The organism is Duganella sp. LjRoot269 (assembly GCF_964254095.1).
GTDB classification, from domain to species: domain Bacteria; phylum Pseudomonadota; class Gammaproteobacteria; order Burkholderiales; family Burkholderiaceae_D; genus Rugamonas; species Rugamonas hordei.
In genome coordinates this window covers 800,541-823,314 of the sequence record NZ_CAXUSL020000001.1, presented here as the reverse complement: position 1 = coordinate 823,314, position 22,774 = coordinate 800,541, and the positions used below count along the sequence as shown (strand labels likewise).

At 66.3% G+C, this 22,774-nt stretch carries 10 protein-coding genes and 1 riboswitch; of the genes, 5 read left to right on the top strand and 5 right to left on the bottom strand.

What is annotated here, in order from left to right; all coding sequences use genetic code 11:
• Positions 1-90 precede the first annotated feature (90 nt).
• Positions 91-1,812, top strand: a complete 1,722-nt coding sequence (locus ACSQ3S_RS03515) for a diguanylate cyclase (protein WP_436141595.1) — start codon at positions 91-93, stop codon at positions 1,810-1,812.
• A 6-nt stretch (positions 1,813-1,818) separates the two neighbouring features.
• On the opposite strand, the gene ACSQ3S_RS03510 is transcribed toward ACSQ3S_RS03515, so the two are convergent.
• Positions 1,819-3,438 carry a serine hydrolase gene (locus tag ACSQ3S_RS03510; RefSeq protein ID WP_353404767.1) on the bottom strand — a complete coding sequence of 540 codons (1,620 nt, stop codon included), beginning with the start codon at positions 3,436-3,438 and terminating at the stop codon, positions 1,819-1,821.
• Entirely contained in the window at positions 3,435-5,285 is a 1,851-nt protein-coding gene (locus ACSQ3S_RS03505) for a M1 family metallopeptidase (protein ID WP_436141594.1), read from the bottom strand. Before ACSQ3S_RS03505 ends, ACSQ3S_RS03510 begins: the two co-directional genes overlap by 4 nt.
• A 91-nt stretch (positions 5,286-5,376) precedes the next feature.
• Positions 5,377-5,560, top strand: a riboswitch (yybP-ykoY riboswitch).
• A 10-nt stretch (positions 5,561-5,570) separates the two neighbouring features.
• Here ACSQ3S_RS03505 and ACSQ3S_RS03500 point away from each other — a divergent pair.
• Both ACSQ3S_RS03500 and ACSQ3S_RS03495 read left to right on the top strand, forming a co-directional pair.
• Positions 5,571-6,146, top strand: a complete 576-nt coding sequence (locus ACSQ3S_RS03500) for a TMEM165/GDT1 family protein (protein ID WP_176655962.1) — start codon at positions 5,571-5,573, stop codon at positions 6,144-6,146.
• A gap of 101 nt (positions 6,147-6,247) precedes the next feature.
• Positions 6,248-6,562, top strand: coding sequence for a PEP-CTERM sorting domain-containing protein (locus tag ACSQ3S_RS03495; RefSeq protein WP_436141593.1), 315 nt, complete (start codon positions 6,248-6,250; stop codon positions 6,560-6,562).
• Between the two features lie 21 nt (positions 6,563-6,583).
• Here ACSQ3S_RS03495 and ACSQ3S_RS03490 read toward each other — a convergent pair whose 3' ends face one another.
• A complete protein-coding gene (locus ACSQ3S_RS03490; protein WP_353404763.1) occupies positions 6,584-8,845 on the bottom strand; it encodes a CehA/McbA family metallohydrolase in 2,262 nt (753 codons plus the stop codon).
• Positions 8,846-9,053: 208 nt separating this feature from the next.
• Positions 9,054-17,828, bottom strand: a complete 8,775-nt coding sequence (locus tag ACSQ3S_RS03485; RefSeq protein ID WP_436144989.1) for a GH36-type glycosyl hydrolase domain-containing protein — start codon at positions 17,826-17,828, stop codon at positions 9,054-9,056.
• A gap of 225 nt (positions 17,829-18,053) precedes the next feature.
• Here ACSQ3S_RS03485 and ACSQ3S_RS03480 point away from each other — a divergent pair, with 225 nt between their 5' ends.
• Positions 18,054-19,958, top strand: a complete 1,905-nt coding sequence (locus ACSQ3S_RS03480) for a hypothetical protein (RefSeq protein WP_436141592.1) — start codon at positions 18,054-18,056, stop codon at positions 19,956-19,958.
• Between the two features lie 66 nt (positions 19,959-20,024).
• Here ACSQ3S_RS03480 and ACSQ3S_RS03475 read toward each other — a convergent pair whose 3' ends face one another.
• On the bottom strand, positions 20,025-22,115 hold the full coding sequence (locus ACSQ3S_RS03475; protein WP_436141591.1) for an aminotransferase class V-fold PLP-dependent enzyme: 2,091 nt from the start codon (positions 22,113-22,115) through the stop codon (positions 20,025-20,027).
• Positions 22,116-22,255: 140 nt separating this feature from the next.
• Between ACSQ3S_RS03475 and ACSQ3S_RS03470 the strand changes: the two genes are divergently transcribed.
• On the top strand, positions 22,256-22,732 hold the full coding sequence (locus ACSQ3S_RS03470; RefSeq protein ID WP_176655965.1) for an Lrp/AsnC family transcriptional regulator: 477 nt from the start codon (positions 22,256-22,258) through the stop codon (positions 22,730-22,732).
• The last annotated feature ends 42 nt before the right edge of the window (positions 22,733-22,774 follow it).

The window sequence follows — 22,774 nt, the reverse complement described above, 5'->3', positions numbered from 1 at the left end:
CGACATGCTACCACATGGGCTGATACGCAACCACGCCGGCGCCGCTTTGTGGCATATTGCTAAGTAGCAAATCGGAAGGTGGACCGCAACATGAGACTAACCCGGTTATTCGGCGTCGCCGGTGCGGTGCTCGCGCTGCTGGTGTGCGGCATGCTGGGCCGGCTGCTGTGGGGCGAATGGCAACACTACAGCGCCACCGACAGCGGCCGCCATACGCTGCGACTGATGCGGCACTCGATGGTCGCCGCCGAAAAACTCTCCTCCGAACGGGGCCCGGTGAACGGCGTCCTGGGCGACCGCGCACCGGCCGACCCGGCGCGGCGCGAAGGCTTGCTGCGCGCCCGCGCCGCCACCGACCAGGCACTGGCCGAACTGCAGCAGGCATTGGCCGGCGGCGCCCGCACCAGCGTGCTGGCGCCGCTGTACGAAGCGCTGCGCGCGGCCCGCCTGACGGTGGACCGGCTGGCCGCGCTGCCGCCGGCCGAACGCACGCCGGAGCGCCTGACGGCCGCCGTCGACGCCATGTTCGGGCTGGTGCCGCTGGCGCTGGACACGGTGACCGGCTACACGCGCGCCTCCGAGGACATCTATCCGCGCATCGCCCGCATCCTGATGAAGGTGCGCTTCGCCGTCGAGCTGCGCGAATACGCCGGGCGCCTGGGGTCGGCGCTGACGGTGCCGCTGGCGCGCAGGCAGCCGCTGACCGAGGCGGACCGCCGGCAGCTGCAGTTCCTGCGCGGCCGCATCGAGCAGTTGCGCCAGCTGATCAAGATGCCGAGCAGCGACGCCGACCACGACCCGCGCGTGCTGGCGGCGGTGGCGCGCATGGACATGGTGTACTTCGGCCCCGGCCAGCAGCTGGTGGCCGGCGTCGAACAGGCCAGCCGCGAGGGCCAGGGCTACGACATGGACACGGCGCAGTTCGCGCGCCGCTACGTGCCCAGCATGGCGCCCATCCTGGCGCTGCGCGACGTGCTGCTGGAGCAGGCGCAGGAGCAGGCGCGGCAAGATTACGACGCGGCCCGCCGGGAACTGATGCTGGCCCTGCTGATCGGCGCGGCGATCCTGCTGTCGCTGGCATTGCTGCTGCTGATCGTACGGCGGCGCGTGGCGGTGCCGCTGCTGCACGCCACCGCCGCTGCGGTCCGGCTGGGCAACGGCGACTACACGCTCGACACCCTGGCCCATCGCGGCGCGGACCGCGCCGACGAAATCGGCGACATGCTGCGCGCGCTGTCGACGCTGCGCGCCAACAGCATGGAGCGCCAGCGGCTGGAGCAGGAACGGGGACATCTGATCGAGGAGCTGAGGGTGAGCGCGGACACCGACTACCTGACCGGCATCCTCAACCGCCGCGCCTTCACCGCGGCCGGCAACCAGCGCTTGCGCGGCGCCTGCGGCCGCAACGAAGCGCTGGCGGTGATCCTGTTCGATATCGATCACTTCAAGTCGGTCAACGACAGCTACGGCCACGACGCCGGCGACCAGGTGCTGATACGCATCGCCGGCGTGGTGCGCACCCTCCTGCGCGACGGCGAGATCGTGGCGCGCTACGGCGGCGAGGAGTTCGTGGTGATGCCGTCGCACTGCGGCATGGACTCGGCGCGGGCGCTGGCGGAGCGCCTGCGCGAGGCGATCGCCGGCGAGCCGCTGACGCTGGCCGACGGCCACATTCTGCGCGTGACGGCCAGCTTCGGCGTGGCGGTGGCACACGGTCCGTACGCGGCGCTGGACGACCTGTTCCACGCGGCCGACCTGGCGCTGTACCGCGCCAAGAGCGGTGGCCGCAACCGCGTGGAAGTGCAGGCCTGAGCTGGATTACTTCTTCTTGGCCTCGGCCTTGACCGGCGTGAAGGTGAGGTCGCGGAAGTCGTAGCTGAAATCGGTCTCGGTCGACACCGGCGCCATCTTCATGCGCTCGATGCTGCCGTCCGGGTTCAGCGCGAAGCTGACGTAGGCGTCGGCGTTGAAGTTGCGTTCCTTCCAGCGCACGATGAAGGTGTCGTGCTGGAAGTGCTCCAGTTCCCCGACCAGGTCCGGCGTGCGGGCAAAGCTCATGACGTGCTTCTTGCCCTCGGCGCGGATGCTGATCTTGCCGTACCAGGCGTCTTCATACTCGCCATCGTAGGAAGCCAGCGGCAGCGACGGCGACGACTTCGCCGCGCGCGCCGACACTTCCTTGCCCTGCCGTTCCAGCTCCTCCTTGTGCATCGCCGCTTCCTGCTCGGCGTACAGCGAGATCCAGTCGCTGGCCGGCACGTTCAGGTACTGGTCCAGGATGCGCCAGTACAGCGACGCCATCACCGGGCTGTTCTCGGCGTTGGTCAGGATGGCGATGCCGAGTTTTTCCTCGGGCACCATCAGCACCGTCGAATAAAAGCCCTGCAGCGCGCCGCCGTGCATGGCGATCTTGCGGCCCTTGTAGTCGCGCAGGCTGAAGCCCAGGCCATAGGCCGCGAAGTTGGGTTTGGTGGCGGCCAGCGCCGGCTTCGGATCGCGGATGCGCATCGGCGTCTGCTCCGACCACATTTCGTTCAGCTGTTTTGTGCTGAGCAGCTGCTTGCCGTCTTCCAGCTTGCCGCCGCCCAGCAGCATGTTCATCCAGCGCGCGATGTCTTCGGCGCTGGTGTTGATGCCCACCGCGCCGACCGCGTTCTCCACCGGCATCGGCTTGACCACGGCGTTCCTGTCGTTGATCTTGCTGTGCGGCGCCGAGTAGTTGGACGAGGCCAGCATCTGCGCCACGCTGGTGGTGGTGCCGTTCATGCCCAGCGGCGCCAGGATGCGGTCGTGGATGGTTTCGCCCCAGCTCTTGCCGGATTTTTCCGCGACGATCTTGCCGGCGACGATGTAGAGCAAGTTGTCGTAGGCGTAGCTGTTGCGGAAGCTGGTGGCCGGCTTCACGTAGCGCAACCGGGCGATGATTTCGTCGGTGCTGAAATTGGTGGTCGGCCACCACAGCAGGTCGCCCGCGCCCAGGCCAAGGCCGCTGCGGTGCGTCAGCAGGTCGCGCACCGTCATCTGGCCGGTGACGTAGGAGTCGAACATCTGGAAGCCCGGCAGGTGCTTGGTGACCGGATCGTCCCAGCCGATCTTGCCCTCGTCGACCAGCATCGCCAACGCGGCGGAGGTGAAGGCCTTGGAGTTGGAGGCGATCTCGAACTGTGTCTTGCCGTCGACCGGCGCGGTCGCGCCGCGCTGACGCACGCCGTAGCCCTTGGCGGCAACCACCTTGCCGTCCTTGACGATGGCGATGGCCACACCGGGAATGTCGAAGGTCTTCAGCGCGCGCTCGACGTCGGCGTCGAGGTTGAAGACTGGCGCAGCGGCGGTCGCCGGCGCTGCCGGTACCGCCGGCGCATCGGCCGCCAGCGCCACGTTGGAGAAAGCCAGCAGCAGCGCGGCGGAAACGAAGGTATGGGAAAACTTGGTCATCATTTTTTGAATTGTTTATCGACGGAGCCCTGCGTCACAGGGTGGTAGTGTTCACGCGCCTTGGCGTAGATGGATTTGGCCCACTCCTTGTCGGACGGGTTTTTCAGCAGCGCGGTATACAGCGGCACGACGAACTTCTGGCGGCCCACGCTCATCAGGAAGGCGCTCAGCGGTTCGCGCACATCGTAGCCGGCCTTGATCGAGGCCAGGTAGAAGCGGTAGGCGATTTCATTGTTGCCGCTCTTGCCCAGCGCGTAAGCCTGGTCCAGCTCTTTCAGCTGGGTGGCGTTGGCCTTGCCGTCGATATCGTTCAGGAAGTGCATCCACTCCAGCGCGATCCAGTGCTTGCCGTTCAATTCGGCGGTCGGCAGTTCGCCCTTCAGCCATGCGCTGCGCTGCGCGTCCAGCGCGGCCAGGCGCGGCGAGGCGGCGTGCTTGGCGCTGGCCGGGATGCCGGGACCGTACAGCCACTCGTCCAGCTCCGCCGGCGACATCACTTCCGGATGCGCGTCCAGCAGGTTCTTCTTCAGGTAGACGACGAATTCGTCGGTGGTGGCGGACTGGAACGCGTGCTGGTCGAACCAGCCGCGCAGGAATGGATCGAAGACGTCGCGGCCGGCGCGCTGTTCCAGCGTGCGCAGCAGCCAGGCGCCTTTCGGATAGACCAGGCCACCGTCGGTGTAGGTGGCGGAGCTGGTGTCCGGATCGCGCGTGACCAGCGCCTGCTTGGCCGGCGGGATGGACGGCAGCGAAGCCATCGCTTCTTCCTGCTCGACCTGCAGGTTCATCTCCGCCACTTCCTCGCCGTACAGCTTCTCGACGATGCGGGTGGTGACGTAGGTGGTGAAGCCTTCGTTCAGCCAGAAGTGCTTCCACGACGCGTTGGTGACCAGGTTGCCGGACCACGAGTGCGCCAGTTCATGCGCGATCAGGTCGACCAGGCTGCGGTCGCCGGCGATCATGGTCGGCGTGAGGAAGGTCAGGCGCGGGTTTTCCATGCCGCCGATCGGGAACGACGGCGGCAGCACGATCATGTCGTAGCGCTCCCACCGGTACGGGCCGTACAGGCCTTCGGCGGCGCTGATCATTTTTTCGGTGTCGGCCAGCTCCCAGGCGGCGGTCTCGATGCGCGGCGCTTCCGCGTACACGGCGGAACGCGGGCCGAGGTTGCGCACTTCCAGCTCGCCGATGGCGATCGCCAGCAGGTACGATGGAATCGGCTGCGCCATCTTGAATTTCCAGCCGCCGTTGCCGGTGGCCTTCTGGTCGTTCTCGGCGCTCATCACCACGCGCATGCCGGCCGGCGCCTCGATGCGGGCGCTGTAGGTGAAGCGCACCGCCGGCGTGTCCTGCACCGGCGCCCACGAGCGGGCGTTGATTTCCTCGGACTGGCTGAACATGAACGGCAGCTTGCCGGACATGGTCTGCTGCGGCGACATCCACTGCAGCGCGGCGGCCGACGGCGCGGTGCGGTAGTAGACGCGCACCTTCTTCGGCTGGAACGGCACCGAGATGCGCAGCGCGCGGCCCTTTTCCGCATCCAGCTTGTCGAGCATGAAGGAGGCGGGACTCCAGCGGCCGTTCGGGTTCTGCACCTGCACCTTGGAGATGTTCAGTTCATTGGTGTCCAGCACCAGCGTGCGGGCCGCCTTGTCGATCCAGTCCAGCGTCAGCTCGGCGTAGCCGCCCAGCGTCTTGTGGCCGAAATCGGCCTTCAGGTCCAGATACAGGTCGCTGGTGCGCACCTGGTCGTAGCGGGCGTAGCTCAGCGGATCGGCGTGGGCAGATTGGGCCGCCAGCGCCGCCAGTGCGGATAGCACGAGCGCGGACATGGTCTTCTTGATGGGCATGGTGTTCTTTTCAATGAGTTGCACAAGCGCGAAGCAGAATAGCATAGCCATGTATCGGGCATGTGTACAGCCTGTCGGCCATGGTATGATGGCGGCCGTAAGTGGGGAGTAGTCGGCTTGCGCCGCCCGGTGCAAGAACCTGTGTCAACATAATCGGTCCGCAGACCGTGGTGCAGGTGGTTGAAAAACTTGACGAGACCATGATCGAGGTGCGGCCATGATGGGCCGGAGTCGCGCCTGGATCATTGGTTAATCGTTTCCGGCCCGCGTACTACACACACTCCCATGGAAGCTTTCTTCGTCTCTACCGGCATCGTCGCCCTCGCTGAAATCGGCGATAAAACCCAGCTGCTCGCCTTCGTCCTGGCTGCAAAGTTCCGCCGTCCGCTGCCCATCATCGCCGCGATTTTTGTCGCCACCATCGCCAACCATGCGTTTGCCGCCGCCGTCGGCAGCTGGATCACCGGCCTGCTCGGCCCCGACATCCTGCGCTGGGTGCTGGGCGTATCCTTCCTGGCGATGGCCGCGTGGACGCTGGTGCCGGACAAGATCGACGATGACGACGTGCCGCTGGCGAAGTACGGCGTGTTCCTGACCACGCTGATCGCGTTCTTCGCGGCCGAGATGGGGGACAAGACGCAGGTCGCCACGGTGGCGCTGGCGGCCCGCTATCACAGCCTGGTGGCCGTGGTCTGCGGCACCACCTTGGGCATGATGCTGGCCAACGTGCCGGCGGTCTACCTGGGCGACAGGATCGCCGGCCGCGTGTCGCTCAAACTGGTGCACGGCATCGCCGCCGCCGTGTTTGCGGTGCTGGGCGTGGCCACGCTGCTGGGCGCGGGCGCCGGCCTGGGCGCCTGATCGTCAAGACCTTTTTACGCCACTCTGTTAGCTTGCGCACCGATTTATCAAAATTGTCATTGTATTATACTTGCCAATCAATTATTTTCTTGAGGCGGTACATGTCATTGATGAGCAAGTCGGCAGCGCTGCTGCTGTGCGCCACCATCTTCACCGTTGAGGCCCAGCCGATCGAGGTCGAGACACAGGAGGCGACGCAGGCCGAAACCTTCACCAAGGCGGCCCGGCCGCCGGCCACGGATCCGACGCAAGTTGGGGACCGGGGCGGCGTCAAACCGCAAAATCCCGCGGCGGCCAAGGTGGAACCGGCTCCGGTACCGGAGCCGGCGCATTACAAGCTGATACTGCTCGGCATAGCCATCCTGCTGCTGTTCGCGCGGCGCGACGCCCCGCGCGACGAGCCATGGACCAAGTGAGTTTCAGCTGATTACCAGACGTTACTGCGCAAGCAGGCTGACGTCGTCGACAATGAAGGCCGTCGATACCGTCGATCCTTCCACGCCTTCAAAGTAGATGCGCACTGTCTGGCCCTTGTAGGCCGACAGGTCGAAACTCTTCTGCACGTAAGTGCTGCCCTTGTTCAGATTCGAGTAGGTCGCCAGCGTCGCCAGCACGGCGTTGGCGCTGCTGCGCACCTGCACCTTCAGCGTATCGTAGGCGGTGGTGGTCGTGGTTTCACTGGAATCCACTTTCAGCCAGAACGACAGCGTGGCGCTGGTGGCGGACGACGGAATCGTCACGGTCTGGTACAGCGTGTCGGTGTGGGCGCTGCCGTAACCGTCCAGCCAGGCCTTGTAGCTGCCAGCATGCGCCGCCTGTCCTGAATCCGACGTGATCACGCCGGACGTCGCCGTCCAAGATGCAGCGCCCGATTCAAAGCCGCCGTTGGCGATCAGCTGCGTTGGAGTCGGGGTCGGTGTTGGAGTCGGCGTTGGCGTTGGCGTTGGCGTTGGCGTTGGCGTTGGCGTTGGCGTCGGCGTTGGTGTTGGAGTCGGGGTAGGTGTTGGCGTTGGGGTAGGCGTCGGCGTGCCGCCCGTCGTCTGCGTCACCCAGATCGGCGCCGACCACAGGATATTGCCGTCGTTCTGCGTCACCTTGGCGTAGTAGAAATGCTCTCCGACAGCCGGCGTGACGGTGGTGCTGGCGGTTGCCGACAGCTGCGTCACCGTGCCGTTGCGGCCCGGTACGCCCTCGTACATCTTCACCGTCGATACCGTCTTGCCGCTGCTGCTGGCGAAGTTGGCCACCAGCGCCAGGCTGCCGCTGTTGGTGAAGCGTTCGCCCATCACGTGGCCATTGGCGGTCAGGATCAGCTGCGAGGTCTTGTCCATCGTGGCGTACACGCGGCGCGCCTTGATGGCTGCGATCATGCTGGCCGACGACAGCGTGGTGCCGGTCGGGATCAACACGCCGGTGCGGTTGGTGTACGACGCGCCCCAGTTGGCGCAATGGTTGTCCTGGTCGGTCGAGAAGGCCACGTGATAGCCCGCCTCCAGCGCCTTGTTGCAGGCGCCTTCGTAGGTGCTGCGGCTGGTTTCGGTCTCGCTGGTGTTGGTCGAGAAGGCGGAGGTGTTGAGCACTTCGCACAACGCCATCGCCTGGTCGCCGTCGGCCGTGTAGCCCAGCGCCGTGCCGTTGACGATGAACTGGCCCGACGATTCCGGATGGTTGAACTGGCCCACCCAGCCGCGCTGGCGCATCAGCGTGTACAGGCCGGCGTAGTCGTTCTTGGCGGTGAGCGTGTCGGCGATCAGCTGGCCGCTGCTGTTGCTCTCCCAGCCCAGCAACTCGGTGGTGTTGAAGATGTTCATATGGCCGCCGTTGTTGATGACGCCCCACTCCAGGCCATACATCCCGAGGAAGCCGGGGTTCGCGCTGTTGTAGCTGGCGGCGGCGCTCAGGCCGGACTGGAACAACGCCTTGGCCACGGCCGGATCGGCGGAGGCGTTGGTGCTGTCGGAGCCGTCGTACATGTGGTTATGCTCGGAGGCCATCAGGAAATCGAGGCCCTTGCCCTTGGCGTAGGCATAGGCGTCGGCCGGGCCGAGCGCCGCGCTTTGCGGATTCTGCGCGCCGGTGCAGCTGGACAGCGCGCCACCGCCGTCGCTGTGGTTGGTCTGGCTGTGCAGGTTGCCCAGGTAGACGGTGTATGGCAGCGACGCGGTGGCGGCGACGGCGCCCTGCACCACGCGGCCGTCGGTGCGCGCGGCGCGTGCGCGCGTGGCGGAAGTCGGCAAGGCCTTGAAGGCGGGCATGGCCTGCGCGGGCGCCTGGCCCACCGAGATGTCCCAGCTTTGTTCGATGGCCTCGTCGCCGGTGACGGCGCGCATGCGCGCCTGGTAGACGCCGTCGGTCAGGATCAGGCCTTCGGCGCGGCCGTCCCAGGCGATGCTGACATCGACCGGCTTGCCGCTGATGCCCTGCACGCCCTGCCACCGCTGCACCACGACGCCGTCCGGGCTGACCAGCTCAAGGTGCCAGTTGACGTCCTGCTCGCGCTCGAGCAGCGGGAAATCGAAGACCAGCTTGAAGGTGCGGGCTTCCGGCCGGTCCTGGTCGGCGCCGTCGGCGGTGAACGGCGCGTACAGCGTGGCCTCGAATTCATGGTGGTCGGCCTTGGACGCCTGGACCGCGCCAATGACGCCGGAAGACAAGAGCAACGTCATCGCGAGCCGGGACAGCATCTTAGATTTGTTCATTCTTTTTTCTCTCTCTATGCGGTTGGGGATCCAAAATTCTGGCAACTATGCATGACAAGAGGATGACGAACCAATTCGAATTTTCTTGGCTATTCAGATGTCTTTCAAATAAATGCGCTGACGCCCGGGAAGCGCGCCGCAACCGCACAAAAGATTATCTTCCGTGCTGTTGCGACAATGTTGAAAATGTCCAGAATGGGACACTTTGTTAAGAATCGGACTTCGCCGGCATCAGCAGTTCGACCTGATGGACGCTGGGAGTGTCGTACAGCTCGACCATCATGCCTGGCTGCCGTATGCCGTCCACCGTCATCTCCGGCACGATGGCCTGTGCCGACTTGACGACGTTGATCACGTACGACGCGGCGCCGTGGCGATAGGTCAGCGAGAAGCGGTCCCACTCCGCCGGCATGCGCGGCGCCAGCGCCAGATGGTTGGCGGTGCGCGTGACGCCCAGCAGCGACTCCAGTATCAGCCGGTACATCCAGCCGGACGAGCCGGTGTACCAGCTCCAGCCGCCCCGTCCCACGTGCGGCGCCACCGCATACACGTCCGCCGTCACCACGTAAGGCTCGACCTTGTATTTCGCCGTCCCCTCGGCCGTCGCGCCGTGCATGACCGGATTGATCATGCGCGCCAATTCCCACGCGCGTTCCGTGTCGCCCATGCGGGCGAACGCCATCGCGGTCCAGATCGCGGCGTGCGTGTACTGGCCGCCGTTTTCGCGCACGCCCGGCACGTAGCCTCTGATGTAGCCGGGGTTCGGCCCGGCCTTGTCGAACGGCGGATCGAGCAGCTGAATGATGCCTGAATCGCGCCGCACCAGCCGCTGGTTGACCTGCTCCATCGCGCCGCGCACGCGCACCGGATCGGCGGCGCCGGACAGCACGCCCCAGCTCTGCGAAATCGAATCGATCTGGCATTCCTCGTTGGTGTGCGAACCGAGCGGCGTGCCGTCGTCGAAGTAGGCGCGGCGATACCACTGGCCGTCCCACGCATTGAGCTCGACGTTGGCGGCCAGCTTCTTCGCTTCGCTGCGGCACTCGGTGGCGAAATCCACGTCGCTTACCAGGTCGGCCACTTCGGCAAAACGCTGCAGCACCTCGCACAGGAAGAACGCCAGCCACACGCTCTCGCCCCGGCCATGCTCGCCGACCTTGTCCATGCCGTCGTTCCAGTCGCAGGAGCCGATCAGCGGCAGGCCGTGCTGGCCGAAGCGCAAGCCGTTGCGGATGGCGCGCACGCAGTGGTCGTACAGCGTGCCGCTCTGGCTCGAGCGGCTCGGCAGGTCGTAGTAGGAATCCTCTTCCGGCTTGACGGCGCGCCCTTCCAGGTAAGGCAGCGATTCGTCCAGCACACTGGCGTCGCCGGTGCCGATGACGTAGCGCCAGGCCCCCAGCGGCAGCCACAGGTAGTCGTCGGAACAATGCGTGCGCACGCCCCGGTCCGACGGCGGATGCCACCAGTGCTGCACGTCGCCCTCGATGAACTGGTGCGCGGCGCACAGCAGCAACTGGTCGCGCAGCAGCTTCGGTTGCGTATGGATGGTGGCCATGGCGTCCTGCAGCTGGTCGCGGAAGCCGAATGCGCCGCCGGACTGGTAGTAGCCGCTGCGGGCCCAGATGCGGCAGGCGATGGTTTGATACATCAGCCAGCCGTTGGCGAGGACGTCCAGCTCGGGCTCCGGCGTCTCGATGCGCACCGCGCCCAGCGTCTGCTCCCAGTGCGCGTGCACGGCGGCCAGCGCCTCGTGCGCGGCGTCGGCGCCGCGGTGTTTCTGTACCAGGCTGCTGGCGTCGGCGTTGCGGCGGCCGCCCACGCCCAGCACGAACACGATCTCGCGCTCCTGGCCCGGCAGCAGGTCGAACGGCACCTGGATCGCGGCGCAGGCGTCCAGGCCGGCGCCGACCTTGCCGGACAGGCGCTGGCGCCGCAGCGCCACCGGCGCGGCCAGCGTGCCGTTACGGCCGAGGAATTCGCCGCGGTCGCCGGTGTAGCTGCGCAGCGTGGCGTCGCAATTGAAGAAGGCGACACGGCCGGTGAACTCGGTGTTGTAGGCGTTCTTGGCGAACAGCGCGCCGCTGACCGGATCGGCCTCGGTGACGATGTGCATGCCCGACTTGGAGCGCATGTCGCCCAGCACCCACTCGACATAGCCGGTGGCCGACAGACGGCGCGCCACCAGCGAATCGTTGCGCACCTTGAGCACCGTGTACTTGATCGGCGCGTCGATGGCGACGAAGGTGGTCATCTCGCTGGTGATGCCGGCCTCGGTGTGCTCGAACACGCTGTAGCCGAAGCCGTGGCGCGTGACATAGATGCCGTTGCCGCGCGCCGGCAGCGCCGTCGGCGACCAGTACTGGCCGCTCTGCTCATCGCGCAGGTAGAACGCCTCGCCGCTGGCGTCGCTGACCGGATCGTTGTGCCACGGCGTCAGGCGGAACTCGTGGGCATTCTCGTGCCAGGTGTAGGCCTGGCCGCTTTCCGAGATGACGCTGCCGAACAGCGGGTTGGCCAGCACGTTGGACCACGGCGCCGGCGTGCGCTGCTCCTCGCTGGTGGTGATGACGTATTCGCGGCCGTCCGAAGAGAAGCCGCCGATGCCGTTTTCCAGCATCAGCCCGCGCGCCGGATGGGTGACCGGGCCGGCGTCCGCGTACTCGCCGCGGTTGTCCGTCAGCAGCGGCGGCATGCGCAGCGCCGGCGGGCCGGGACGCTTGATCTGCTCGGCCAGCGTGCCGCGGCTGTCGCTGAGGATGGCGCGCGCCACCGATTGCAGCAGCACGCGGTCCTCGTTGGCGATCTGGTCGGCCAGGCGCACGAAGATGCCGCCCGGGCGGTCGATCGCCTGGGCGTCGATGCCGGAGGCGATCAGGCCCATGATCTGTTCATGCAGCAGCTGACGGTAGCCCGACTGGTCTTCGTACCAGATCACCAGGTCGACCACCAGGCCCTTCAGGCGCCAGTAGGCGTGCGCCTGCACCATCTGGCGCGCCAGCTCGATGTTGGCCGGGTCCTTGATCTGCAGCAGCACGATCGGCAGGTCGCCGGAAATCGCATACGCCCACAGGCCGGACTGGCCGCGCTGGTTCTTGATCAGGGTGGCGGCATCGGCGCGCAGCGCGGCGTTCGGATAGATGACCGAATTGGCCAGGCGGCCGTACAGCTGGGCGTCCGCCTCGCTGGCGTTGAGCTGCCGCAGCACGACCTGGCTGTGGGTCCACGCCAGTTCGAACACGCGGTCGGCCAGGTGGCGGTCCTGGTATTTGTCGATCAGGTGCAGCGCGGCCTCGCGCTGCTCGGTCATGCCGGTGACGATGTCGACGATGGCCGTCTGGTCGGGCTTGAGCGTGATGGTGTAGCGGATCGCCACCACCGGATCGAGCACCGAGCCTTCGCCGCCGCTCAGTTCGCCCTCGCTCAGCATGGCGCTGGGCGCGGCCTGGGTGTTGCCGCGGCCGATGAAGCGCGAACGGTCGGTTTCGAACGAGACGTCCGTCACCGGCGCGTCGTGCACCATCATCGAATGCATCAGCCACGGCATGGCGTCGGAGTCGCCGCGCGGCCGGCGCGTGCACAGGATGGCGTTTTCGTCGCGCAGGATCTCGGTCTGCACGAACAGCTTGCTGAAGGCCGGGTGCGCGGCATCGGCGGCGGCGGGTGCCATCACCACTTCGGCGAAACTGGTCACCTCGATGGTGCGCACGCGGTCGGACTTGTTGGTGATGCGGGTGCGGCGCAGCTCGATGTCGTCTTCCGGCGAGACCACGATTTCCGTGTACAGGTCGATGTTGCGGTCGGAGCGGCGGAACTCGGCGCGGCCTTCGGAGAAGATCACTTCGTATTTGCGCGGCTCGGCCAGCGTGGGCTGGTAGGTGGTGGACCAGAAGCGGCCGTCGTCCATGTCGCGCACGTAGCAGAAGTTGCCCCAGTTGTCGCGGGTGCTGTCTTCGCGCCAGCGGGTGACCGCCAGGTCCTTCCAGCGGCTGTAGCTGCCGCCGGCGTTGGTGACCATGACGTGATAACGGCCGTTCGACAGCAGCTGGGTTTCCGGCACCGGCGTGCTGTGCTGGGTCAGGATGCGCATCGGCATGGCCTGTTCCGGCGCGGTGGCGCGGATGGCCGCCATCTCGGTGGTGTTGGAGTAGAAGGCGCCCACCTGCGGGCTGCGCTCCTGCAGCACCAGCAGGGTCGATTGCAGCAGCGGGTCGGACTCGAAGCGGCGCTGCATCGGCCGGTCGTGCAGCAGGTAGCTCAGCGCCAGCAGGCCCATGCCCTGGTGGTGGACCATGAACGAGCGGATGATGGCCGCGCTCTGGCCGCGCGGCAGGCGCGAGGCCGTGTAGTCGACCGCCTCGAAGAAGCCGTAGCGGCCCATGTAGCCCAGGCCCGCCATCTTCTGCAGGTTGAGGCAGGCCGCTTCCGGCTGCACCATCAGGCCCAGCATGGTGGCGTAGGGCGCGATGACCAGGTCGTCGGCCAGGCCGCGCTTGAGGCCCAGGCCCGGCACGCCGAAGGCGCGGTACTGGTAATTGAGGCTGGCGTCGACCGTGTTGTAGCCCGACTCCGAGATCCCCCACGGCACGCTGCGGCGCTTGCCGTAGTCGATCTGCGCGTCGATCACCGCGTTGTAGGTCTGGTCGAGCAGCGTGCTCGGATAGTTCGGCATCACCAGCAGCGGCATCAGGTACTCGAACATCGAGCCGCTCCAGGACAGCAGCACCGGCTTGCCGGCGACGATGCACAGCTGGCGGCCCAGCGCGAACCAGTGCTCCTGCGGCAGCTGTCCCTGGGCGATGGCGACGAAACTGGCCAGCCGCACTTCGGACGCCAGCAGGTCGTAGTAGCTGGCATCGAGCCGGCGCTCGCTGACGTTGTAGCCGATGGCCAGCAGGTTGGTGGTGGCGTTGTACAGGAAGCCATATTCCATCAGGGCGTAGGCGCCGCTGCGCTGCCCCAGCTCGGCCAGCGCGCGCATGCGTTCGTGCGCGGCGACGGCGCCCTGCTCGCACAGTCCGGCCAGCTGCAGCCGGCGTTCGAGTTCGGCCGGAGCCAGGTCGGTGACCGGTACGGCGGCCGAGCTGGCGGCCATGGCGGCCAGCTCGCGCAGCGTCGGCACGCGCGTCATGCTGGTGTCGAACACGGTATCCGGCGGCAGGCCGGCCCACGGTGTCAGCACGGCCAGTTCGGCCAGCGCGGCGCGGCATTGGCGGACCAGCGCGGCGGCCCACATGGCGGCGGCCTCGCCCTGCCCTTCGGCCTGCGGCTGGTAGTGGTCGGCGGCATCGGCGACGCGGTTCAGCCAGCCGTGCAGCTGCTGCAGGTTGGCCGTGTCCGGCGCCGGCGTCAACGCCGCCAGCAGCGCCTTGATGTCGCGCGGATCGGCGCCATGTCCTGATCCATTCGCGGCATCCTGCTCGGCGTAGACCGGATTCGACGGCGAGGTGCCGGCGGCGGTGGCGCCCACGCTGGTTGCCGGGTGCGCGGCGGGTGCCTGCGCCGGCGTGGTGCCGGCCAGCGTTTCTTCCAGCACGCGGCAGGTGGCGACGATGCCGTCGACGATCTGCGGTCCCAGCACCGGCTGGTCGTACAGGCCGGTCAGGCCGGCCTGCAAGGTCAGCAGATGGCCGGCCAGGTTGCCGCTGTCGACCGTGGAGATGTACACGGGGTGCAGCGGTTTCAGCGTCTGGGTGTCGTACCAGTTGTAGAAGTGGCCCTGGTGGCGCTCCAGCTTGTCCATGGTCTCCAGCGTGGCGGCGGTGCGCTCCATCATCTGGCCGACGGTGATGTAGCCGAAGTCGCTGGCGCTCAGGTTGGCCAGCAGCGCCATGCCGATATTGGTCGGCGAGGTGCGGTGCGCGATCACCAGCGCCGGATGCTCCTGCATGTTATCCGGCGGCAGCCAGTTGTCCTCCGGCCCGACGAAGCGGTCGAAATAAGCCCAGGTGCGGCGCGCCAGCTTGTTCAGGAACTGGTGCTGTTCCGGCGTCAGCTGCGCCGTCTTGCGCACGATCGGGCGGCTGATCCAGTCCGCCACCGCCGGCGCGACGAGCCACGCCAGCAGGAACAGCGCGGCCGGCGGCAGGCTGGTCGGCCGCCATCCCAGCAGGGCGCCGCCGACGAACAGCGCCAGCACCGGCGAGGCCCACATGGTGCGCCAGGTGCCGGCGTCGGCGTGGGCCAGGTTGGAGGCGCGCCATTCGAGCAGGCGCTTGCGCGACACCAGCATGCGCCAGGTGCTGCGCAGGATCGCGTCGAGGCTGAAGTAGGCCTCGTACGGCAGGAACACCAGCATCAGGATGGCGTGCGAGAACTGCAGGCCGCTGCGGCGCATCGAGGCGCGCACGTGCTGGCTCCACAGCGTGTCGCGCGGGCGGCGGAACAGGTCGTGCAGCGCGCTTACCAGCGGCGGCACGAAGATCACGGCCAGCACGGCGCCGGTCCACAGCCACGGGTCGGGCAGCCAGCGCCACGCGGTGATCAGCGACAGCACCAGCGCCGGCGCGGTCAGGCTGCGGCGCAGGTTGTCGAACAGCTTCCAGCGCGACAGCAGCGACAGCGGATTGCGCTCGCGCTTGCGGTTCGCTCCCGGCACGCGTCCCAGCAGCCATGACACCAGCTGCCAGTCGCCGCGGATCCAACGCTGGCGGCGGCTGACGTCGTCGCTGTAGCGGGCCGGGTATTCCTCGTACAACTGGGCGTCGCTCAGCAGGCCGGCGCGCAGGTAGCAGCCCTCCAGCAGGTCGTGGCTGAGGATCTGGTTCTCCGGCAGGCGCTGTCCCAGCACCTGCTCGAACACGTCGACGTCGTAGATGCCCTTGCCGATGAAGGAGCCTTCGTAGAACACGTCCTGGTAGACGTCGGACACGGTGCGGGTGTAGGGATCGATGCCGGGTTCGCCGCCGCACAGTTTTTCGTAGCGCGAGGCGTTCTCGCTCGGCAGCGCCACCGTCACGCGCGGTTGCAGGATGCCGTAGCCTTCGACCACGCGCCCGCGCGCGGCGTCGATGCGCGGCTGGTTCAGCGGATGGCGCATGGTGGCGATGAACTGCGCCGCCGCGTCGCGCGGCAGCTGGGTGTCGGTGTCGAGGGTGATGACGTACTTGATGCTTTCCAGTTCGCTGGTGTCGCCGACGACGACGCTGAACTTGTCGCGCGCGCCGCCGCGCAGGAAGCGGTTCAGGTCCTGCAGCTTGCCGCGCTTGCGTTCATAGCCCATCCACACGCCCTCCTGCGGATTCCACAGGCGCGGGCGGTGCAGCAGCAGGAACGGCGAGGCCGGCTCGCCGTTAGGATGGGTGGCGTACTTGCGGTTCAGGTTGCCGATGCAGCGATGCATCTGTTCCACCAGCGCGGCGTCGGTGGGCAGCGTCTCGGACGGCGCGTCGGCGAAGTCGGTCAGCAGGCAGAACATCAGGTTCGGATCGCGGTTGGCGAGGAAGCGCACTTCCATCTGTTCGCACAGGTCCTGGATATTCTCCTTGCTGAAGGCCAGCGTCGGCACCACCACCATGGCGCGGGCGTCGGTCGGCACGCCGTCCTTGAAGTCCATGCGCGGCAAGGGGTGGGGCCGGGTGACCAGCGTGGCCACCCAGTTCACCAGGTTCAGCGCCAGCTGGCTGCTGCCCAGCAACACCAGCACGGCCAGGATCGCGATCACCGCGCCGTGGACGCCGTCGTGCACGGCCCGTTCCAGCAGCAGCGAGGTCGATACCAGCGCGATGGCGGAGATCGCGCCCAGGTAGGAAGTCAGCGGCGAGGCGCGCGAGGTTTGCTGCAGGGCCTCCAGCCAGGGACGGCGCATGCCGGCCTGTTTTTCCAGCGCGGCCAGGCCGCCGCCGATCAGGTAGAAGCCGACGTGGCCATGGCGCACGTTGCCGCCCTGGTAATTGGCCTGCGCCAGCTGCAAGGCTTGCTGCGCCACCTCGGCTTCCGAATATTTCGAACGCTTGGCGATTTTCTCGATCGCGTGGCGGTACTGGTCGCGCGTGGCGAACTCCATGCCGCCGTAGACGCCGGCCGGATCCTCGCGCAGGGTCTGCTCGACCACGCTCATGGTCTCGACGAACTCCTGCCAGTCCATGGTGCCGAGGAAGCGCAGGCTGCCGATGCTGTTGGCGATCGACACCTGTTCGGCCGCCTGCTGCTGGATCTCCAGCTGGATCTGCTGTTCGATGGTCTGGCCCGATTCGGCCAGGCGGTGCGTGATCCACGACAGCGCCAGGGTCAGCGCCGGGCTCTGTCCCTGCAGCCGGCGCGCCAGTTCGGCCACGAAGGCGCTGGTGATCGGCGGATTGGAGCGGGCCATGTCGGCCACCATCAGGATCAGGCCGCTGGGATTGCGGTCGGCGACGTCGGTCATCTGGTCGGCCCAGCTGTTGGCCAGGTCGCGGTGGATGCGGTTGTCGGCCACGCGGGCGGCCACGCGGCGCAGGTTCTCGATCAATGCCAGCCGCAGCATGATGGGGATCGCCCACAGCTCGCCCAGCTTCAGGCTGGCCACCTCCTGGTAGGCGTCGACGAAGCGGCACAGCGATTCGGGATCGACGCGGCCGTCGCCGTGGGAGATGATTTCCAGCGCGATCTTGTAGACGCGCGGCGTGCCCTCCGGCGCGCCGCGGCCCAGGCGCGGCAGCTCCTTGCTGTAGTCCTTAGGCAGGTGGCGGCGGGCGATGCGGATCTGGTCTTCGATCAGGTAGAAATTGTCCAGCAGCCATTCCGATGCCGGCGTGATCTGGCGGCCGGCCTTGACGGCGCCGGTCAGCTCGTCGCAGGTGGCGTTGATGACGGCGGCGTTTTCCGCCAGCCGCGACAACAGGCGATCGCGCCCGCCACGCTTGCTCAGCTCGTGGTGCATGGCCAGCGTCTTGCCGTGCGCAGCCATCTGCGCCGCGCTGAACAACTCGGCACGCAACGGCAAGTCTTCGTCGTCTTCGTCCGATAGCAGCGAGCCGGAGGGGGATTCGCGGAACCCGAGTGTCATCTCGGGCAGGAGGGGGGTGGGTTGGTTCAAAGCTGGTACCTCGCTTAAATCTGCGAATGGGAAATTATCTGTCAAGGCATCGTACGGGGGCGCACGGCAGGCGACTGTACGCTGACGTACATATGGGACGGCATGGCGGGAACTATCTTTTTTTGCATGTAAATTGATTAACTTTTTCTTAGCCTGTATGCTGATCCGACCCACATATTTTTATGAAGGAATGAAATGACACGCATGCAGAATGGAATACTGGCAGCCTGTTGGCTGGCCTTGGCGTCCAGCCTGGCTTACACGTCGCCGGCCCGGGCGACGGACTATTACGTCGACAACGTCAGCGGTTCGGACGGAAACGCCGGCACGTCCACGGCAGCCCCGTGGGCAAGCCTGCGCAAGGTCAACGGCGCCGCGCTGCTGCCCGGCGATACCATCTCGTTCAAGCGCGGAGGAATGTGGCGGGGCGAGCTGGTCACCAAGGGCGGCACGCAAAGCGGCGGCGCGGTGACCTACGGGGCCTATGGAACGGGAGCCAAGCCTCGCCTGCTGGGCTCCGCATCGTTGAGCAACACTGCCGACTGGATACAGACGAGCACGAATATCTGGACGTCCCAGGTGGCGCCGGTAGGTGCGCAGTTGCTGACCAATCCGAACTTCGACGATCCGACCTGGCCTAAGGGATGGGCGATATCAAGCAGCATCGCTACGATCACCCTGGAAAATAACGATGTTTTCCCAGCCAGTTCGATTTCCGCGCCGAATCCCCACAGCCTGAAACTCAGCATGAGCGGCACCAGTACAAAAGCCGCGGACATCAATCTCTACACTAACGTGTTCCCGGTGGCGAGCGGCGTCTGCTACAAGCTCTCTTTTGCCGCCAGGGCCACCACGCCGCTCTCCATCGCCTGGGACAACATCAAGATGCTGCAGAGTATCAGCAACGCATCGGTGGCTGACCAGCTGGACTTCAACAATGTCAGTATCGGAACCAGTTGGGCACAGCACGAGCTGTATTTCAGGGGCAAGGCAACGGACAGCAGCGTACGGGTTTTCTTTTTCCTGGGCACATCGGCGATAAAAGATGAAACGCTGTATATCGATTCCGCCAGCGTTACCGGCTGTGACGAGCAAAAACGTCTCGTGGCAGAGGTCGGCAACCTGATTTTTGATGACGAGCAGTCGGTCGCCCCCCGGGTGTGGAACGAAGCCGACTTGATCGCTGACGACCAGTACTGGTACGACCCGGTCAACAAGCTAGTCAAGCTGTACTCCATGCAGAACCCCGCCTCCGCCCATACCAGCATAGAAGCGGCAATGAAGCGCAACCTGGTGACCATCGCCAATCAGACCGACGTTGCAGTCCGCGACCTCGACTTGCGCTACGGCGCCTTGCACGGCGTACAGACCAACACCGTCCAGCGGGTGCTGCTCGACAGCCTGGATGTCGCCCACATCGGAGGCGCGCAGTGGCAAGACCAGACACGTCTGGGCAACGGCATCGAGTTGTGGGATGGCGCGATCGATGTGCTCGTCCAGAACAACCGCGTGTCGCAGGCATTCGATACCGCTTTCACCTCGCAGGGAACGGGCATTACCAACGTCGTCTCCAACGTACAGTTCCTCAACAACCTGGCGGTGAGTTCCGAGCAGTGCTTCGAACTGTGGAACCGTCCAACTCAGGTCGGCCAGGCCAGCACCACCGGTTTGACGTTTGCGCACAATACCTGCCTCAACGCCGGCACTGGATGGAGCCATGTTCAACGGCCGGTCCAGGACGGCAGCGACTTGTTGCTGTTCCCAGCCACCGCCCCGATGCGCGAGATACACATGACCAATAATGTTTTCTACGGAGCGGTGAATAATTTCATGCACCTGAACACAAACTGGGACGGGTATCAGCAAATCGACTTAGGTGGAAATTGCTACTACCCGGCGGCCGGCGCATTTTTACTGAGGGCTGGGAATGAATACGGCGCCACCAACTATACGACTGCCGCCGGCGTGGTATCGGTGTTGCCCGGCGCGGCGACGTCCATGTATGTAGATCCGCAACTGGCGGCAGGGCCATCCGGCGTGCTGGTGCCAAATGCATCTGGCGCCTGCGCAGGTAAAGGCTACGTTCCGCCGTCCATTTAAGAGCACAAAAAAAGGGCCGCTTGCGCGGCCCTGTAAAGGAAGAAAAACGAAACTTGAATGAGCGGCCTATGCGGCCAGCGGCAGCGGCGCCAGCGCCAGTCCTCCGACCAGGCTGTAGGCATGGGGATGGCCGAGACGGCGCAGGAACTGGGCGGCTTTCAAGCTGCGATTGCCGCTGCGGCAAAAGAACACCAGCGGCGCCGGCTCGCCGCGCAGCCACTCGCTGGCGTGCTCGGCCAGACGGCTCAGCGGCACGCTGCGGACCACGCTCCCCGCCGCGCCCGGTGCGATGGCGCCGGCGGCAAACTCATACGGTTCGCGCACGTCGATCAGCATGGCGTCGGGATGGGCGTGCAGGAAAGCATTTAGCGCGGCGCTGTCGAGCTGCGCATCGGCGGCCAGGCCGGCCTGGGGCGGGGCCGCCATGCTGAGGCAGAATTGATTGTGTTCGTCGCGCGTCGGGCACAGCAGGGTCTGCGCGGCGCTGACCGCGCGCAGCGCTTCCTGCGCCGGCCGCGCGCTGAAGGCGAAGCGCACCGCGCCGGCAGGCAGGCGCGCGCCATCGGCGGCGCCCAGCAGGTAGTTGCGCAATTCGCCGCCGGCTCCGCCGGACACGCTGGCCAGCACTTGCGCGCCGAGTTTGATCGCGCCGACCAGCGCGCCGTCGTCCAGCGCGACAGTGGCGGCGTGCGCCGGCCAGCCATACACGTCCGTTTCGGCATGGCTGTCGAAGTGGCGGCCCAGCACGTCGATCAGCATGGCGCGGCCCGCGTTGGGCAAGGTGCTGACGATGGCCTGCACCTGGTAGTTCTGGCAGCGCACATACGATTCGATGCGGGCGCTCATTTCGGGCAGCGGGTCGATGACGATGCAGCTGCGGCTGGCGGCGTCCAGCACCATCCAGCTGCAGGCGCCCTCCACGCCCAGCTGCAGCAGGCCGTCATGCGGCACGGCGGTGCGCTCGGACGGGATCAGGCAGCTGGCGCGCAGCGCGGCGCCGCAGCGCTCGATGCGGGCGCAGGCGTCGGTGATGGTGGCCTCGTCGACCAGCGGGCCGAAGGACATGCGGATCGCGCCGGCGCTGCGCCACAGCGGCGCGTGCATCGCGTCGAGCACGTAGCTGGGCGCGGCCTTGGCGGCCGAGCAGGCGCTGCCGGAGCTGACGCGCACCTGGGCCGCGTCGAACACATCCATCAGTTCGCGGCTGGCCAGGCCGGGCACGGAAAAGTTCAGCGTGGTCGGCAGCGATTTGTCGAAGGGATTGTTGAACACCACGCCGGGCAAGGCCGCGCGCAGGCTGTCGGCCAGGCGGGCGCGGAAGCCTTCCAGTTGCTCGTGGCCGCGGAAGGTGTCGCCGCGTTCCAGCGCGGCCAGCACCACGCCCAGCGCGGCGATGCCGGCCATGTTCTCGGTGCCGGAGCGCTGTCCGCCCTCCTGGCCCCCCCCCATGATCAGCGGCGTGAACGGCGCGCCGGCGCGCACGTACAGCATGCCGATGCCTTTCGGCGCGTACAGCTTGTGGCCGGAGAACGGCGCGTAATCGATGCGGGTCGACTGCAGGTCGAGGTCCAGCTTGCCCAGCGCCTGCACGCAATCGACCAGCCAGTAGGCGGCGGTGCCGGTCTCGGCCAGCACGACCTCGATGCCGGCCAGGTCGGTGACGACGCCGGTTTCATTGTTGGCGGCCATGGTGCACACCAGCGCCGCCCGCGGCGCCACGTCGCGCAGCAGCGCCAGGTCGTGCGCGCCGTGCTGGTCGACCGGCAGTTTGTACAGCTCCAGGTTCAGGCCCAGCAGGCGGTTCCAGTGCGCCAGGCTTTCCGGCACGGCCTTGTGCTCGGTGGCGCCGTAGACCAGCAGGCTGCCGATGGCCTCGCCGCCCGCCTGGCGCTCGCGCAACGCGACCAGCGCCGACAGCACCGAGGTCTGGATGCCTTCGGTGGCGCCGCTGTTGAACATCAGGCGGCCGTCGCCGACGCCCAGCAGGCGCACCGCGCAGGCGCGCGCCTGGTCGAGCAGGGCCTTGGCCTTGAGGCCGGTGGCGTGGCTGCTGCTGGGGTTGCCGAAGCGCTGCCCCATGGCGTCGGCCGCGGCGGCGATGGCGGCCGGCAGGACGGAGGTGGTGGCGTTGCCGTCAAGGTAGATTTCGGTAGTCATGTCGGTGCTGAGCTGTTGGAACAGGCTGCTAAATAATCGGTATACATAGCTTACCCATTCGAACGAAAATATATGTACTAAAATACTCTTCATGCGCACGCCATGTAGCATATTCATACCCAATTTCACGAATTAAGAGAATGAATCAACTTGACCGCTACGATTACGCCATCCTCTCCGCCCTGCAAGGGGACGGCACGCTCTCGATCGCCCAGCTCAGCGAGAAGGTCGGCCTGTCCAGCACGCCCTGCTGGAAACGCGTGCGCCGGCTGGAGGAGGAAGGCTATATCGAGAGCCGCGTGGCCATCGTCAACCGCCGCAAAGTGGGCTTGCCGGTGACGGTGTTCGTCAGCGTGCGCACCAGCCAGCACGATGAAAAGTGGCTGGCGCGCTTTGCCGCCGCCGTCATCGCGTTGCCGGAAGTGCAGGAATTTCACCGCATGAGCGGCGACATCGACTATCTTTTGAAGGTGGTTACGAGCGATATCGAAGGATATGACCGCTTTTACAAGAAACTGATCAAGGCCGCGCAGCTCACCGGCGTGTCGTCGGCGTTCTCGATGGAGCAGATCAAGATCACCACCGCCCTTCCGCTTGAGCTTGTTTCGCACCAATAAGGGGCAGACATGGGGTAATATTTGTCCCATTTCAAATACCTG